The following is a 16,034-nucleotide window of genomic DNA, read 5'->3' as shown; positions in this document are numbered from 1 at the left end:
AAAAAGCCGGCATTAGCCGGCTTTTTTATTGTAGGAGATTAAGTGCAATACCAATTGATCGAAACACAAAATCAACTCAATACCTTTGTTGAGCAAATAAAAAACAAGCCTATTTTAGCCATAGACACAGAGTTTATGCGCCGCCGTACTTTGTACCCTGAAGTTGCACTTATTCAAGTATATGATGGTGAGCATCTCGCCCTTATAGATCCACTTGCCGAACTCTCGTTATTTGAATTTTGGCAAATATTACAAGATCCATCAGTACTGAAAGTGTTGCATTCACCCTCAGAAGATATTGAAGTATTTCAAAAGTATGCAGGCTTTGTACCTGCTCCATTGTTTGATACACAATTTGCTCTTCAGCTTTTAGGCGAAGGCAACTGTATGGGCTTTGCGTTAATGGTAAAAGAGCTATTAGGCATAGAAATAGACAAAAGTGAATCGCGAACTAATTGGCTACAGCGCCCATTAACTAAAAAGCAGCTCGATTATGCAGCCGCTGATACGTTTCATTTACTGCCTTGTTTTGAACTAATAATAGAGCGTATAAATAAAGCTGAGTTATTTGATATTGTCATAAATGAGAGCGAGTTAATTGCAAATAAACGCGCCTTTCAAACCCCAGATGAGCTGCTTTACAAAGATATAAAAAACGCATGGCAACTAAAACCGCACGAGCTCGCGGTATTAAAAGAATTAGCTGTATGGCGTCGTAATAAAGCTATTCGTAAAAATTTAGCGCTTAACTTTGTGCTTAAAGAGCACAACATGACGGAAATTGCTAAACGTGGGCCTTCGAGCTTAAATACGCTAAGACAAATTCCGGGTGTTGAGTCGATGGAAGTAAACCGCTCTGGGGTCGAAATACTAAAGTGTATTGAAAAGGCCAAAGCACTCCCGGTTGATGAGCATCCGCCTGTGCTTAAACGTTTAATTGATTTTCCGGCTTATAAAAAAGTAGCTAAAGATATTAAACAAAAAATTACGAAAGTGGCAAAAGAGCTGGGTATACCAGAGGATGTAATGGCCTCTAAAAAGCAAATTAATCAGCTTATTAGCTGGAATTGGAAACTCACCGATGAGCAAAAGCTAAATCATATTAAACCTGATTTACTTAATTCTTGGCGCTACAGTTTTGTTAAAGACGCACTTAAAGAGTGGGATAATTAAACCCACTTTCTAAGCTAACAGGCTATGTTATACCAATTCGCAATAATATTTAATCATTTTTAGGGGCTAAACGTGTCGCTATCTGCGTTAAAAAATTCTCATTTAGAACAACTAAATAGCGATTTTTTTGCCTTGCTATCAACACGTTTTTTCATCCTCAAAATAGATCACTTAATTTTGCGAATTGGTATTAAAAATCGGGTGCTACGCTGAACGTTAAACGCTTATGTGTAATGGGGTGATCTAGCGCCAAATACTCGGCATGTAAGTATAACCTGTTGGCTTTTTTACCGTAATGTGTGTCACCAATAATAGGCATATTCAGCCCTAAGTGATGAGCGCAGTGTACCCTTAACTGGTGAGTGCGTCCTGTTTTAGGGTAGAGCTGTAGACGTGTAATATTGTTTTTACGTTCAAGTACCTGCCATGTAGTAAGTGCGGGTTTGCCGTTTTTATAACAAACAAGCTGGCGTGGCTTATCGTCAAAATCAAGTCGCAATGGCAGCTCTATCTTGCCACTGTCCTTGGGCACAATACCATCAACCAGCGCAATGTAACGTTTATCAATGGTGCGGGCAATAAATTGCTTTTGTAGTGCTTTGTGGGCTCGTTTATTGAGCGCTACCACTAATAAACCTGATGTAGACATATCTAGTCTGTGCACAATTAACGGGCCTATAGCGTGTGGAAATTGCGTTTGAATACGTAAATACACAGAATCTTCAATATTGACACCTGGTACAGATAAAAACTCGCTGGGTTTGTTTACAATAACAATATCATCGTCTTGATAGACTATCGGCAGCGTTTTACCTTCAGCAGGGTTAACGAGTAGCGGGTTATCTTCTATGCTGAGGCCTTTTAACATGTGCGATAAAATAGGTTGGCACTTACTGTAGCAAGAAGGGTAATAGTTTTTATGTTGGCGTATTGCCGATTTAGGTGCGGGCCCCCACCAAAACTCAGCCATAGCCACTGGCTTTAAATTATTAAGATAAGCGTATTGTAATAGCTTGGGCGCAGCGCAATCTCCAGCACCTGATGGCGGAGTATGCTCTGGCAATGCTGTAAATATGGCATTGAGATCTTTAACTTCATGCTCTGCATTTAAAAACTGGTACTGCGCAAACACTCGCTTTTGTAGGTTTTTAGATAAAACTTTACGGCGCTTTTTTAACTGTTTTATTTCGTCGTGTAGGGCATTAAGCGCCTGCTGTTGCTGAGTTATTTTATCATGCCAGTGATCTTTTATGCTTTGATAGTATTTTTTATCTTCTATGCTTTGTTTGGCCAGTTCATTCAAGCTTGCTTGTTGCTCAGGCGTTATTGCTTGGCTGTGCTCAATTGCAAGTGCACTGCGCGCCTTTTTACGTGTTTTTCTATTGGCTTGCATTACGCTTTGTTGAGCGTGTAACTGTTGCACAAACGCGGCTTTATCGGCATTTAATGACGCTGTTAATTTATTCAATGTACTTGCATTTTCTAGGGCATGTATTTGCGCATTTATCTCGTTAATTATTTTACTTTCTTTTAAATAACCCACATCTTCAAGTGCCATTGTAGATACATTAGGCACGCATTTTATATCTGTATTTAAATTTTCGAGCTGGCCTGAATACGCCGCTAAAAAGCCAAGTTGTTGTTGCTGGTTTTTTACAACCAGTACACCAAACATTTTGCCATCATTCGTTGCTGTATTGCTGCTGTCATTTTCGTTATACGGTAAATGCGTTTCAAGTTGCTGCTGCAATTGTGTTGCGGCTAAAACAGATAACGGATGAGGCTGGTAGTAAAACGGAAACGTAAATTTATCTGGAAGCGGTATAGAATCTACAGAGCAATCAAATAAAGTAAAACAAGAAGCGTGATTTAACATAGCAAAGTAATAGCAGGCATAAAGCAAAGTAATGGGCCCATAATAACATATTCACTTAAGGGGTACTTGCTTAATCCTCTGCGGTTATTAAACCGCGCTTAGCTAAAAAGCGCACTAATAATAGTGTTAGGTTTTCTCTGCGTGCATTATTTGGCCATACAGCATAGTAACCAAGCGGCTTGAGTTGCCAGTTAGGTAAAATGTGAATGAACTCTTCTCGTGCTAATTGTTTTTTTACTAGGTTTTCGGGCAATATGCCTAGACCCAAGTTTTCAGATACAAAGTGACTTATTGCAAGCGCACTATTTACATTTACGCGCGACTTTTCACAAATACACACCACTTCGCCATTTGGAGAGGTAAAATCTACAGTGCTGCCGCGCATACTAAAATGAACCCAATCCCATTGTTTTAAATCGTTTGGATGCGTAGGGGGTTGATGTTTACTCGCGTACTTACTTGAGGCAACTAAAAAGCGTTTACTCTCTCCAATTTTACGCGCCATGAGTGAGCTGTCTTCTAGCCAGCCAACTCGAATACTTAAATCGAGTCCTTCATCCATTATATTTATTACTTGGTCTGTGTAATTAAGAGACAAGTTCACTTTTGGGTAGGTTTGCACAAATTCTGCTATCGCGGCTGAAATTTCGGAGCTTGCTAAAAAGGCGGGCAGCGATATTTTTAAAGACCCTATAGGCTCATCACCCACAGAGTTAATTTCGTTCAAACCTGCCTCTGCGTGTTTTGTTATGTTTTCTACGTGGGCGTAAAATTTTTCACCTTCAGGGGTAAGCGACAATTTACGGGTTGTTCTATGTAATAAAGTGACGCCTAAAAACTGTTCTAAGTCAGAAACACTATGGCTAACACGTGAAGGTGCTATGCCAAGCTCCTTAGCTGCAATACGAAATGAACCGCCAGCAACCACTTTGGGAAAAATAGCCATGTGTCGTAAATAGTTAATCATTGTTCTGAAAGTCGGAATTGTATTGTGCCGTTATTGTATCTATTCGCTTGTGAATCGAAAAGTTATATTAGCTGCGAATTCAACATTAGCCTTACAGCCCAATAATTTGGTTGTTAAAAAAAACAGGAATAACAATGAACACATTACAAAAAACTATAGTTGCCGCAATTGCTTTAGCGTGTACCACACCTACTTTAGCTAGTGCAGAGGGGTTTTATTGAACTGCACATGTAGGCTATAGTTCGCAAGCAAATGACTCTCAAGCTATTGGTAACAATATTGCCGTAGATAGTGATTTTCCATCTGAATTTGATGCCGGTGAGGGCAGTGTAGGCAGTATTGGTTTAGGTTATCAGTTCAATCCTCAGTTTAGAGTAGAGGCGCGTATTAGCTATCATGATACCGATTATAGCGATACAAAAGTAGGTGTGGGTGCACGTGAAGGTGAGCAGTATGTATTAAAGGGGGATTTAAAAACCACCACTTATACAATTGAAGGCTTTTACGGTTTTGATAACAGCACCGCGTTTACGCCTTATATTAAAGCGGGTTTGGGGCTTGCCGATAACAGCTATTCTGCAAAATTAGGTGGTGCAGGCATTAGCGCTTTTGACGCATTCGATGGAAATGTTGATGGCTATTACGATGCGTATGCTGATAACGATTCAACTGAATTTACATGGAATATTGGTGCAGGGGTTAACTATCAAATAACTAAAACTATGTCGTTATACACTGAGTATCAATACATTGAATTTGGTGATGTGCAAACGGGGCAAGATGCATTTACCGATGGCTTTAAAATTGACAGTGCAGCAAGCCATGAGTTTTTACTTGGTTTACGTGTAAACTTTTAAATTTAAAACACAACACAATGCACCACATACGTGTAGTGAGTGTGCAAAGCAAAAAGCGGCATTTAAAATGCCGCTTTTAGTTGTGCTACTTTTTTTCTTCGTCAGGTAATGTCACGTTGAGCTCAAGTACCGCTAAATCATCTTCGTTTTGATCAAACTGTACCTGCACTGCATCAGTGTTTACATTTACGTACTTACGGATCACATCTAAAATATCTTGTTTTAATTGTGGTAAGTAATCCGGTGTTCCGCGTTGCGAACGCTCGTGCGCGACAATGATCTGCAATCGCTCTTTTGCTAATGACGCGCTATTTTTCTTTTCTGAGCGGAAGTAGTCAAGTAAAGACACATTAACCTCCAAAAATCCGTTTAAATAAGCCTTTTTTCTCAACATCTAAGAAGCGAAAATCGACTGTTTCACCGAGTAAGCGATTGATTGCATCAGCGTATGCTTGCCCTGCATCTGAATCACCATCAAGTATTACTGGCTGGCCTGAATTAGACGCACTTAATACCGCTTGCGACTCAGGAATAACACCAAGTAAAGGAATCGATAGAATATCTTTAACATCTTCTACCGATAACATTTCACCTTTTTCAACTCGATCAGGGTTGTAGCGTGTTAATAATAGGTGCTCTTTAATATTTTCTAGGCCTTCTTCAGCACGTTTTGATTTGCTGTGTAAAATACCTAAAATTCTGTCTGAATCTCGCACCGAAGATACTTCAGGGTTTGTTGTTACAATTGCTTCATCAGCAAAGTACATCGCCATCATTGCACCGGCTTCAATACCTGCAGGTGAATCACACACAATGTAGTCAAAGTCTTCTTTTAGTTCGTTTAAAACGCGCTCTACGCCTTCACGGGTAAGGGCGTCTTTATCACGTGTTTGTGATGCGGGTAGTAAAAATAATTTTTCAACGCGTTTATCTTTAATAAGCGCTTGATTTAGGTTGGCTTCGCCGTTTATTACGTTTACAAAATCGTATACTACGCGGCGCTCACACCCCATAATTAAATCTAGATTACGTAAGCCAATATCAAAATCGATAATAACTGTTTTATAGCCTTTTAAAGCTAAACCGGTGCCTATTGCAGCACTTGATGTTGTTTTACCAACACCGCCTTTACCAGAGGTAACGACAATTACTTTTGCCATGAGATTTATCCTTTAACCAAAGCTGAAATTTCTAATGATTCGTTTTTTTGTTGTATTTGTACTGCATTGCCCCAGTGCTCACCTTGTAATGAGTCGCTGATCCAGTAATTGCCATCAATTGAAACCAATTCGGCTTCGAGCTTTTGGCAATAAATGCAGGCGTCTTTAATCCCTTTTGCACCTGCAATAGCACGCCCGCGTAAGGTGCCATAAATATGCACATTACCATCGGCTATTACTTCTGCACCATGGCTAACTGCACCAAGTACAATTAAGTCTCTGTCTTTTGCATAAACTTGCTGCCCTGAGCGTACCGTGCCATTAATTACTTGCGCAGGTAAGTACACGTTTTTTTCAACAATAGAGGTATTTGGCGCCTCTTGTTTAACGGGTGCACTTTTAGCATCTTGCGAGTAATTTAGTACAGAAAGGCCAGCGGCTTTAGCTTGCGTGTGTTGCTCATCTGAGCCATTACAAACACCTACAGCATTAAAGCTCATACGCTCAATGAGAGATTTTAAATGTACAAAATCAAGTGAGCTGTTTTTAATTTCTTCTAAATTAACAACAATAGGCGCTCCTTCAAAAAAACGAGGAGCTTGGGCTATTTTTACATACAACTGTTCTGCTAGAAGGGCGATATCAGTGCTATAAAGATGCAATACTGACAACGTGAAAAGGTTCCCTTTTAGCTCAAAAATTTGTTCCGACATACACGCTCAATTGATTTGTCTGATTAGAAATTAATTTTAGATAAACGTAGGCTGAATAAGGCCTTTAATGAAATTTCTAATCTAATTTTTCTAACTTATTATTACTCTCATGTTATAGTGTGCGGCAATGTTAAGCAAGATTAAATAGGGCCATTATGCTCACTGCGGTATATAAAAGTAAGAAAAAAGCGGATACCTTCTTATTTGTTGAAAAAAGAGATGATTTTAGTAAAGTGCCTGAACCTTTACTGGCTATGTTTGGTCAACCTATTTATGTAATGATTATCAATTTAGCAAAGCGTGATCATTTAGGCGGTGCCGACCTTGAAACAGTAAAAGCAGCGTTAGCTGACCCAGACAAGGGTTACTATTTGCAAATTCCACCGCCGGAAGAAAATTTACTTAGCCAATTACGAAAAGAAAACGGAGTTGATAGTGATTAAAAAGTTAGCCGTAATTTTATGCTCAGTGTGTTTAAGTGGCTCTGTAGTTGCTAAAACGCAGGCCGAATTTCAAACTTATTTAAGTGACTTAAAACAAGAGGCCATTGCAAAAGGGTACGATAGCAAGTTAATTGACGATGCATTTGCGACTGCCTCATACAAAGAAAAAGTAGTATCGGCTGATAAAAACCAGCCAGAGGTTAAAGAAACCCTCGAAACCTACTTACCAAAACGTGTACCGCAATGGAAAATTGATCGTGCACGTAAACTCTACGCAGAAAATAAAGATGTACTTGAACAAGTTGCAAAAGAGTTTGGCGTACAAGCACGCTTTATAGTGGCACTATGGGGCCTTGAAAGTAACTTTGGCACAATACAAGGTGGCCATAATGTTATTTCATCGCTAGTGACGCTTGCCTTTGATGGTCGTCGTGAAGCACTTTATAAGCGCCAGCTTTGGGCAGCATTAGATATTTTAAAGTCAGGCCATATTACGCTTGATAAATTTAAAGGCTCTTGGGCTGGAGCAATGGGGCAAACTCAGTTTATGCCTACCTCTTTTAACGCCTACGCTGTTGATTACAATAACGACGGCCGTAAAGATATTTGGACCACAAAAGAGGATGCATTTGCATCGATTGCCAATTATTTAAAACAAGAAGGTTGGAATGACTCACTAACTTGGGGTCGCCAGGTAAAATTACCTGAAAATTTTGACAGTAAATACGTGCTAAAACGTGGCACTAAAACACGTAAGCAATGGTTAGAATATTGGAACGACTCAGAGCGCTCGCTTGCAGACTGGCAGGCTCTGGGTGTTCGCAAAGCTGACGGCTCTGACTTACCTAATGTTGATGTACGCGCTGCACTGGTAATGCCTGATGACATTAATGGGCGTATGTACTTAGCGTACGATAACTACAAAGTGTTTATGCACTGGAACCGCTCATATTACTTTGCCACCAGCGTGGGCTATCTATCAGATAGAATTGGTTATCCAAAAATATAATTTACACGCTGTTGTGTAATAAAAAAGCCGCTATGCGGCTTTTTTTATTTGTTTAATCATGTTCTTTTTTAAATATTTTATCTTTTAAATCGATAACCTTGCCAATTCCTGAACCAAGCTTCATTAGCTTATTAAGCTGCTCTGGGCTTAAGCGTTGTAACTCTGAAGACCATTTAGTAACCGTTTCGAGTAGGTTGTGGATTTCGCCCATTTGCTTTTGTGCATAGCGCTCTTCTTCGTTGTTTGCTTCGTCTAAAAGGTTATCACGCAGCAAACTTAGGGTAGGGTCTATTTCACGCTTTTTACGCTCTTCAAATACGCGATTAGCCATATCCCAAATTTCACCCGCTGGGGCGTAATATTCTTTACGATCACCAGGGATATGATGCACTTTAATTAATTGCCATGACTGGAGCTCTTTAATTCCCATGCTTACATTGCCACGCGAGATACTTAGCGCATCGGCAATCTCATTTGCGGTCATGGGCTCTTTGGTGATGATCAGCAAACCGCACATTTGGCCAATCGTACGATTGAAACCCCAACGGCTGCCCATTTCACCACAGTGCATAACAAAGGCTAAGTTTTTTTCAGATAGACTCATAGCTTTTTAAGTTTCAGTAAATTCAGAAAGTAATGCTAGCATGCTGATTTTGGATAGCAAGATTTTAGCTACTTTATAAATCGATTATAAAGACTAAAGTATGATTTAGATTAATATTTGCACATCTATATTGGGATATGTTGTACACACAACAATACATAAATAAATCCTTTTTTTATTTTTTTCAATTACGATGGAATGACTATGAAAGCTGCAATAAATACTCAGTATAAAGGTAAATTACAAATAACAGACCTTCCTAAACCAGAGGTGGGTATTAATGATGTGTTAGTTAAAATAGCGGCTTGTGGTGTTTGCCACACCGATTTACACGCATGTCATGGCGACTGGCCTGAAAAACCCAAAATGCCGTTAGTACCCGGGCACGAAGGTGTGGGTATTATTGAAGAAGTCGGCAGTAACATAAAGCATTTATCAGTTGGTGATAGAGTAGGTGTACCATGGCTTTATAGTGCCTGCGGACATTGTGAATTTTGTTTAGAAGGTAAAGAAACCCTCTGTTTATCTCAACATAATACAGGCTACTCAATTGACGGTGGTTATGCAGAGTATTGTTTAGCTCATGGCGATTACGTTATAAAAATTCCTGATGGTTTAGGTTTTGCTGAGGCTGCACCATTATTTTGTGCAGGTGTTACTACGTATAAAGCATTAAAAGTTTCAGGCGCAAAACCGGGCAATTGGGTCGCTATTGTGGGTGTAGGTGGGCTTGGTCATTTAGCCGTGCAATACGCAAAAGCTATGGGCTTTAATGTTATAGCTGTTGATACGGGAGAGTCTAAATTGGCTCTAGCAAAAGAGTTGGGAGCCGATATAACACTTGATTTTAAACATGTTATACCGAGTGAAGCAATATTTGAGCAAGTAGGTGGTGCACACGCGGTTGTGTGTACCGCTGTATCTAAACCAGGTTTTGAACAAGCTTATAAAAGTGTACGCCGTGGTGGTAAGTGTGTATTAGTCGGTTTACCTCCAGAGGATATGCCGCTACCTATTTTTGATACCGTACTTAATGGCGTCTCGGTAGTCGGTTCCATTGTTGGTACACGTAAGGATTTACAAGAATGTTTAGAGTTTGCAGCTCAAGGTAAAGTAAAAGCCATTATTGAAGAAAAACGGTTAGAGGATATTAACGAAATTTTTGATGATATGCTTAAAGGTGAAATTAACGGCCGAATTGTTGTTACTATTTAATTAAATAGCTACAGCAAAAAAGCACGGTTTGGAAAAAACAAAACCGTGCTTTTTAAACATCTAAACTATTAAAGTGTGTAGCTAAAACTTAGTTTTGCATTACGCTCTTCGCCTGGCATACCACCTAAAAACATGGCTTTAGAGTAGTACTTTTTATTAAACAAATTGTTTAAATTAAGCTGCATGTGCCACTTATCAGTGGTGTACGAAACTGCTGCGTCGTACACCGTATAGCTTGGTACATAGCCATCAGGAATACTAAACGAGCTAGAGTTTGTGCTTCTGTTATCTACAAAAGTAATACCGCCACTTATGTTAACAGCCTCAGGTAGGTTAAACATATCGGCGTAGTAGGTAACCCACGTACTTGCCGTTACATACGGTACGCCTTTTTGGCGTGTATCGTAACTGCTGCTATTTGGGTTAGATTTATCGCGGGCATCTTGGTATACGCCGTTTACATTTACTTTCCATTGCTCGTTTAAGTGCGCATTTAAATCGAGTTCAACGCCTTTGGTTTGCTCTTCACCATCGTAGTAGCTCTCTACTACATCAGGTCCAGACACACCGGCTTCATACAGTGGGTTTGTGTATTCAAGGTTTGTACGCGCGCTTTCAAATACCACCAGTGATGCTAAAAGCTGATCATCAAATGCTTTAAATCTAAAGCCTAAATCGTTACTGATAGACTCAGAGTCTTCACGGTCAGCCTCCGTACCTGCTACTGAGCCTAATACACTGTAGGCAGTACGGCCTTTAGCGTGGTTAATAAACACGGAAAAGTTTTCAGTAGGCTGATACGTTGCGCCTAAGTTATAAGTTAAGCCACTGTCTGATGTGTTTGCTTCAGGCGTTGGCTCAGCGCGGCTTGAGCTATAACGCTCATCTACACCATAGTGCTCATATGTTTGCTTAATGCGATTATAAGCAACACCAACTCGAGTTATAAGCTGCTCAGTAATATAGCCTACGTGCTGAATACCTAAGCCCCACGCTTGTACTTTTTTATTGTAGTCACTGGTTTTTAGCGGGTCGTAGTCATCAAAACTACCTGTTGGCCAATTTGGCGAGCGCATATCATAAATATATGGCAGCGTGCCTTGATACAGTACATTTCCTTCGCTGTCGTAAATAACTTTGTCTGCATCGTAAATAGAATACTGTTTAAAGCGAATGTCTCTGTCTTCGTAGTTTGCATTAACAAGTAATTCGTTATCCACGTCGCCTAACATAAAGTCATAGCGTAAATCTAAGAAATACTGCCATGACTTTTCATCAGCTTCTACTTGGCGGTATTCTTGGCGTCGCGCTGCAAACGGGTAAAGCACACCTTCTTCAACTAACGGGGCACGCGGGTCGTTATTTATAATGCCATCGCGTGTTGAATACACATAATTAAACGCACCAGTTTGACGAGCAAAGCTTGATGTGTAGTTACGGTACTGTAACTGCTGATTTAAAAATAAATCATCTGTAATAAAGTAATTATGGGTTAGCTTAAAGCGAAGCTCTTCACCTTTATTATCATCCGCCATAGGAGAGATAATACCGTTAGTACCAAAATCATACGGGGTAAGGCCATCGGTTGATGAAAGCGAATCTGCCAATTGTGTTTGTTGAGCCGCAGTTAATTGAACACCATCACCAGATGGGTCATTTACTAAATCTGCGCCAGTTACTTCACCTGCAGTTAAACCATTGGCGGTTTCTGCATTATAAATTCGAATAGGGTGGCCAATAGAATCTACTGCAATTGAGTCTTTAATATAGGCAGCAGAGAGCATGATATCTTGCTTGTCACTTAGTATGTATTTAAGCGAGGTATAAATTTCGTCGCGGTCTTCTTTTAAATCACGAAAGCCATCGCTTGAGGCCGTTTTAGCCATTACGCGATACGCTAGGTCATCGGTAATCGCATTGGTGCTATCAAAGGCAAGTGAATAACTATCCCATTGGCCAAGTTCGGCAGATATTTTATGTTTTTCTTCAAACTCAGGCTTTTTTTCAATCAGATTTATAACACCACCAGCACTGCCTATACCATATAAACCGGTAGCAGGGCCTTTAAGTACTTCAACCGACTCAACATTAGTGAGTGAACGAGTTGGGTTAAATGTATTACCTAAGCCTGCACCGCCATACATACCATCGTAAGTGTAATTAGCATCAAGACCACGAATGACTAAATTGTCGCCTATACCGTAGTTATTACCAGCTTGAGTTAAACCACTTACATTACGTACAAGCTCTTGTAGGCTGTCTACACCTTGTGACTCTATAAGTTCACGGTCAATAATAACAACCGGTGCCGGTGTTTCCATTAACGACATGTCTGATTTAGTTGCAAGGCCTGAGCTCATTACAACTTGGTTTTGCTTTTCGTAAACGCTGATGCGCTCAATGTCTTTTTCAGCCGTTGTTGCAGCAACCGCTAATGATGCGTTTAAACACGCAAGTGTAACAAGAGAGTATTTGAACTTTTTCATATTGATAATTATTCGCATTCCATGAAGTGTGCGAATAGTAATAGTTATTATTCGTTAAGTGAATAAAAAATTCTAAAAAAGTGAAATTAATTGCGTAGTAGGTGAGTTATTGTTCTAAAAAGTAAATTTAAGGTTAAATTAATGCGGTAAATAAAAAAGCATGAAAGTGTAAGCTTTCATGCTTTTGTAAAATAATACATTAATTAATGACTATTTTTTATAAACAACGCCTGCTTTCATAACAAAAGGAATGCGCTCAAGCACAGAGATATTTTTAAGTGGATTACCTTTTACGGCAATAATGTCGGCTGCAAACCCTGTTTTTAGCTGACCCAATTTATTATCCATTTTTAATAGCTTTGCACCGTTAATGGTGGCAGCCTGTATTGCTTGTAATTCGCTCATGCCAAATTTAACCATACGGCTAAATTGTTTGGCGTTATCGCCATGAGGGTAAATAGCAGCATCGGTACCAAATACCATATTTACACCTGCTTTTACTGCGCGGTTAAAGCTGTCGCGTTGCTTTTTAGACACTTGACGTTCTTTATTGAGGTTTTCTTCATTTACCCCATTTTGCTCACCAAAGCTCAGTGTGTATTCTGTATTATAAATGTCCATTGATAACCACGTGCCATGTTTTTTAGCAAGTGCGATGGCTTCATCATCTAAAAAGCTGGCATGTTCAATACTATCTACGCCGGCTTTTATAGCTGTTTTAATACCACTTGTGCCATGTGCGTGAGCGGCTACAGGTAAATCACGCATGTGGGCTTCATCTACAATGGCTTTCATTTCTTCAAATGAATATTGCTGTACACCCACTTTTGTACCTTTAGAAAAAACGCCCCCCGTGGCGCAAAACTTAATGGCATTAGCGCCATACTTTATGTTTTCTCGTACTTTTACACGTGCAGCCCATGGGCCATCGGCTACACCTGTTGAAGTGTATTTTAGCTCTGGTGGTAAACGGTTATTATCGCAATGTCCGCCTGTGATCCCAAGCGAAGGGCCAGCTGCCCAAATACGCGGGCCTACAATATCTCCGGCGTTAATACCATCACGCACTGCAATCACGCTATAGCCCTCGGCTCCTACATTTCTGAGGGTAGTGAAACCAGCAAGCAATGTTTTTTTAGCAAAGTGCGCGGCTTTAATGGCCATGCGCGGTACCGACTGACTTAAACGCTCACTTCGAGATACCGTAGGGTCGCTGGTCAAATGTACATGCATATCCATAAGGCCCGGCATTAAAGTGAGCTCGGGTAAATCAATATGCTGATCGTTTTTGCTCATGCTCGGCTTTTTGTTTTGTGTAACATCAGTGATCACCCCATTATCAATGGTGATCAGCGGCGATTGAATAACCTCGCCAGTTTGTACATCTACCATGGCTTTAGCTGATATATAAGTAAGGGCTTGCGCGTTAAAGCTTCCTAAACACATAAGTGCAACGGAGGCGCTGAGTAGCTTTTTTTTCATTGTTTTTTCTTCTGGTGGCGGTTTAATTAATTGAAATGTAACAACCTAATATAAAAGTGTAAATATAATAGGTTAATCGCCACTTATCGTAATTTCTTTATTAACGCAGGTTAAATGCGCATAATCGGCTGACGATACTAAAAAGGATTACCATGAAATCAATTAAATTAGCCTTAGTTGCCAGTGGCGTTATGTTTGCTTTAAGTGGCTGTATGAACACACAAACCAGTAATAACACTGGCAATAGTGCACAGCTAAACACGTCAAACGCACCTGCGGCTATTGTTTCAGAGCTCTCTTATGAGCAGCAATTAGATGTACTTGTAGCACAGTACTACAACGAGTTACTCAGCTTTAAACCTATTAATGCAACTTATAGTGGGCGCAGTGAATTTAATGATAAGTTTACCCCCGCTATTACCCAAAAGAATAGGGCAAAAAAAGCCGCGTTTTACAAAAAGTATCAACAACGTTTAACACTTATTGATAAGGCGCAGTTAACAGGGCAAGCGTTACTCAGCTATGAAATATTACAAAGAGACCTAGCACTTAATTTAGAGGGAATGCAATTTCCAAGCTATATGCTCCCTATTAACCAAATGGCGGGAGCGCATAATACCTTTGCAGGTTTTGGCTCGGGACAAAGTGCGCAGCCATTTAATACCGTAGAAGATTACAATAATTTTATAAAACGAAGCGAAGGCTTTATTTCCTGGCTAAGCAGTGTAGAGCGCGTGATGGCGAAGGGGATTAAAGCGGGCATTACCTTACCAAAACCATTAGCTAAAAAGCTTCAGCCACAATTTGCTGCGCATGTGGTTAAAAATGCAGAGGATTCGTTATTTTGGGGGCCAATTAAAAACTTACCAGCCTCATTTACTGCACAGCAAAAGCAGCAAATAAAGGCGCAATATAAAGCACTTATTATGCAGCAATTAGTGCCTGCATACAAAAGTATGAGCGACTTTTTAGCCAATCAATACATTCCTCAAAGCCGAGAAACTGTAGGCTATAGCGACTTGCCTAATGGTAAAGCTTGGTATGAATATCAAATTAAAAAAAATACCACGTTGAGCCTTTCTGCAGATGAAATACATGAGATTGGTTTAAGTGAAGTTTCGCGTATTTTAAGTCAGATGAAAAAAGTAAAACACGAGGTAGGTTTTAACGGCACTTTGGATGAATTTTTTCAGCACTTACGTGATTCGGACCAATTTTATTACGATACGCCAGAGGCATTAATTGCAGCGTATGAAGATATAAAACAAAAAATAGATGTGCGCGTCCCTTTACTGTTCGATGTTGCGCCTAAAGCCCCTTATGTTGTAAAAGCGGTTGAACCTTATCGAGCCCAATCTGCAGCGGGTGCATCTTATGCAGCGCCGGCACCCGATGGCTCTCGACCAGGTATTTTTTACATCAATACTTATAACTTAAAAGCGCAGCCAAAATTTTTATTAGAAACGCTCTCTATTCACGAAGCCGCACCAGGCCATCACTTTCAAATTGCTTTACAGCAAGAAATAGATGGCCTTCCAGATTTTAGAAAGTTTGGCGGCTACACGGTATTTGCAGAGGGCTGGGCGTTGTACGCAGAAAGCTTAGGAAAAGAGCTGGGCTTATTTACAGACCCTTATATGTGGTACGGGCGTTTGGCTGATGAGCAACTTAGAGCAATGCGCTTAGTGCTTGATACAGGATTTCATGCAAAAGGTTGGACACGACAGCAAGGAATCGATTACATGCTGGCCAATTCTTCAATGGCTAAAAGCGATGTGATAGCAGAAGTTGAGCGTTATATTGCATGGCCAGGCCAAGCACTGTCGTACAAATTGGGGCAATTTAAAATTCAACAATTACGTGACTACTCTAAAAAAGAGTTAGGTGATAAGTTTGATATTAAAGCGTTTCATACGCAAATATTGATTGATGGTGCCTTACCGATGCCTATTTTAGAGGAAAAAATTAAACGTTGGGTTACTGCCAGTAAATAGCAAAATGCGCAAAGCCCGTACAAATAAAGGCACGGGCTTTGCGCACGCTGTAGCA

Annotated in this window: 14 protein-coding genes; 6 read left to right on the top strand and 8 right to left on the bottom strand. The window is 40.1% G+C overall.

The window, feature by feature from the left end; all coding sequences use genetic code 11:
- The first annotated feature begins 42 nt into the window (after positions 1–42).
- Positions 43–1,173 (top strand): ribonuclease D, encoded by a 1,131-nt coding sequence (gene rnd, locus PSI06_RS07815; protein WP_273603519.1) that lies wholly within the window; start codon positions 43–45, stop codon positions 1,171–1,173.
- Positions 1,174–1,363: 190 nt separating this feature from the next.
- Here the strand turns inward: rnd and PSI06_RS07810 are convergent, their stop codons facing one another.
- The gene (locus tag PSI06_RS07810; protein WP_273603518.1) at positions 1,364–3,049 is read right to left on the bottom strand and encodes an RluA family pseudouridine synthase; all 1,686 of its coding nucleotides are present in this window, start codon (positions 3,047–3,049) and stop codon (positions 1,364–1,366) included.
- 70 nt (positions 3,050–3,119) lie between these two features.
- The gene (locus PSI06_RS07805; RefSeq protein ID WP_273603517.1) at positions 3,120–3,995 is read right to left on the bottom strand and encodes a LysR family transcriptional regulator; all 876 of its coding nucleotides are present in this window, start codon (positions 3,993–3,995) and stop codon (positions 3,120–3,122) included.
- 287 nt (positions 3,996–4,282) lie between these two features.
- On the opposite strand from PSI06_RS07805, the gene PSI06_RS07800 reads away from it, so the two are divergent.
- Positions 4,283–4,873 carry an outer membrane protein gene (locus tag PSI06_RS07800; RefSeq protein WP_332307459.1) on the top strand — a complete coding sequence of 197 codons (591 nt, stop codon included), beginning with the start codon at positions 4,283–4,285 and terminating at the stop codon, positions 4,871–4,873.
- 85 nt (positions 4,874–4,958) lie between these two features.
- Here PSI06_RS07800 and minE read toward each other — a convergent pair whose 3' ends face one another.
- From minE to minC, 3 genes are read right to left on the bottom strand one after another with little or no spacing between them, the layout of a single operon-like run.
- A complete protein-coding gene (minE, locus tag PSI06_RS07795) occupies positions 4,959–5,222 on the bottom strand; it encodes a cell division topological specificity factor MinE (RefSeq protein WP_004586362.1) in 264 nt (87 codons plus the stop codon).
- Between the two features lies 1 nt (position 5,223).
- Positions 5,224–6,033, bottom strand: coding sequence for a septum site-determining protein MinD (gene minD, locus PSI06_RS07790; protein ID WP_004586361.1), 810 nt, complete (start codon positions 6,031–6,033; stop codon positions 5,224–5,226).
- Between the two features lie 5 nt (positions 6,034–6,038).
- The gene (gene minC, locus PSI06_RS07785; RefSeq protein ID WP_004586360.1) at positions 6,039–6,746 is read right to left on the bottom strand and encodes a septum site-determining protein MinC; all 708 of its coding nucleotides are present in this window, start codon (positions 6,744–6,746) and stop codon (positions 6,039–6,041) included.
- 155 nt (positions 6,747–6,901) lie between these two features.
- Here minC and PSI06_RS07780 point away from each other — a divergent pair, with 155 nt between their 5' ends.
- Entirely contained in the window at positions 6,902–7,189 is a 288-nt protein-coding gene (locus PSI06_RS07780; protein ID WP_004586359.1) for a YcgL domain-containing protein, read from the top strand.
- Positions 7,182–8,198 carry a lytic murein transglycosylase gene (locus PSI06_RS07775; RefSeq protein WP_004586358.1) on the top strand — a complete coding sequence of 339 codons (1,017 nt, stop codon included), beginning with the start codon at positions 7,182–7,184 and terminating at the stop codon, positions 8,196–8,198. The genes PSI06_RS07780 and PSI06_RS07775 overlap by 8 nt, the downstream gene beginning before the upstream one ends.
- Positions 8,199–8,250: 52 nt before the next feature.
- Here the strand turns inward: PSI06_RS07775 and PSI06_RS07770 are convergent, their stop codons facing one another.
- The gene (locus PSI06_RS07770) at positions 8,251–8,802 is read right to left on the bottom strand and encodes a GbsR/MarR family transcriptional regulator (protein WP_004586357.1); all 552 of its coding nucleotides are present in this window, start codon (positions 8,800–8,802) and stop codon (positions 8,251–8,253) included.
- Positions 8,803–9,006: 204 nt separating this feature from the next.
- Here PSI06_RS07770 and adhP point away from each other — a divergent pair, with 204 nt between their 5' ends.
- Positions 9,007–10,017, top strand: coding sequence for an alcohol dehydrogenase AdhP (gene adhP, locus PSI06_RS07765; protein ID WP_004586356.1), 1,011 nt, complete (start codon positions 9,007–9,009; stop codon positions 10,015–10,017).
- A gap of 68 nt (positions 10,018–10,085) precedes the next feature.
- On the opposite strand, the gene PSI06_RS07760 is transcribed toward adhP, so the two are convergent.
- Positions 10,086–12,503 (bottom strand): TonB-dependent receptor, encoded by a 2,418-nt coding sequence (locus tag PSI06_RS07760; RefSeq protein ID WP_273603516.1) that lies wholly within the window; start codon positions 12,501–12,503, stop codon positions 10,086–10,088.
- A 210-nt stretch (positions 12,504–12,713) separates the two neighbouring features.
- On the bottom strand, positions 12,714–13,985 hold the full coding sequence (locus tag PSI06_RS07755) for a Xaa-Pro dipeptidase (RefSeq protein WP_273603515.1): 1,272 nt from the start codon (positions 13,983–13,985) through the stop codon (positions 12,714–12,716).
- Positions 13,986–14,137: 152 nt separating this feature from the next.
- On the opposite strand from PSI06_RS07755, the gene PSI06_RS07750 reads away from it, so the two are divergent.
- Positions 14,138–15,979 (top strand): DUF885 domain-containing protein, encoded by a 1,842-nt coding sequence (locus tag PSI06_RS07750; protein ID WP_273603514.1) that lies wholly within the window; start codon positions 14,138–14,140, stop codon positions 15,977–15,979.
- Positions 15,980–16,034 lie beyond the last annotated feature (55 nt).

The organism is Pseudoalteromonas sp. GABNS16E (assembly GCF_028598715.1).
GTDB classification, from domain to species: domain Bacteria; phylum Pseudomonadota; class Gammaproteobacteria; order Enterobacterales; family Alteromonadaceae; genus Pseudoalteromonas; species Pseudoalteromonas atlantica.
Note: the sequence above shows the minus strand (reverse complement) of the source record. Positions and strands in the feature narration are given on the sequence as shown.

Coding starts and splice junctions, on each gene's coding strand:
- minC (WP_004586360.1), bottom strand. CDS start 6,746: ATGTCGGAACAAATTTTTGAGCTAAAAGGGAACCTTTTCACGTTGTCA.
- minD (WP_004586361.1), bottom strand. CDS start 6,033: ATGGCAAAAGTAATTGTCGTTACCTCTGGTAAAGGCGGTGTTGGTAAA.
- PSI06_RS07780 (WP_004586359.1), top strand. CDS start 6,902: ATGCTCACTGCGGTATATAAAAGTAAGAAAAAAGCGGATACCTTCTTA.
- PSI06_RS07810 (WP_273603518.1), bottom strand. CDS start 3,049: ATGTTAAATCACGCTTCTTGTTTTACTTTATTTGATTGCTCTGTAGAT.
- adhP (WP_004586356.1), top strand. CDS start 9,007: ATGAAAGCTGCAATAAATACTCAGTATAAAGGTAAATTACAAATAACA.
- PSI06_RS07750 (WP_273603514.1), top strand. CDS start 14,138: ATGAAATCAATTAAATTAGCCTTAGTTGCCAGTGGCGTTATGTTTGCT.
- PSI06_RS07805 (WP_273603517.1), bottom strand. CDS start 3,995: ATGGCTATTTTTCCCAAAGTGGTTGCTGGCGGTTCATTTCGTATTGCA.
- PSI06_RS07760 (WP_273603516.1), bottom strand. CDS start 12,503: ATGAAAAAGTTCAAATACTCTCTTGTTACACTTGCGTGTTTAAACGCA.
- PSI06_RS07770 (WP_004586357.1), bottom strand. CDS start 8,802: ATGAGTCTATCTGAAAAAAACTTAGCCTTTGTTATGCACTGTGGTGAA.
- PSI06_RS07755 (WP_273603515.1), bottom strand. CDS start 13,985: ATGAAAAAAAAGCTACTCAGCGCCTCCGTTGCACTTATGTGTTTAGGA.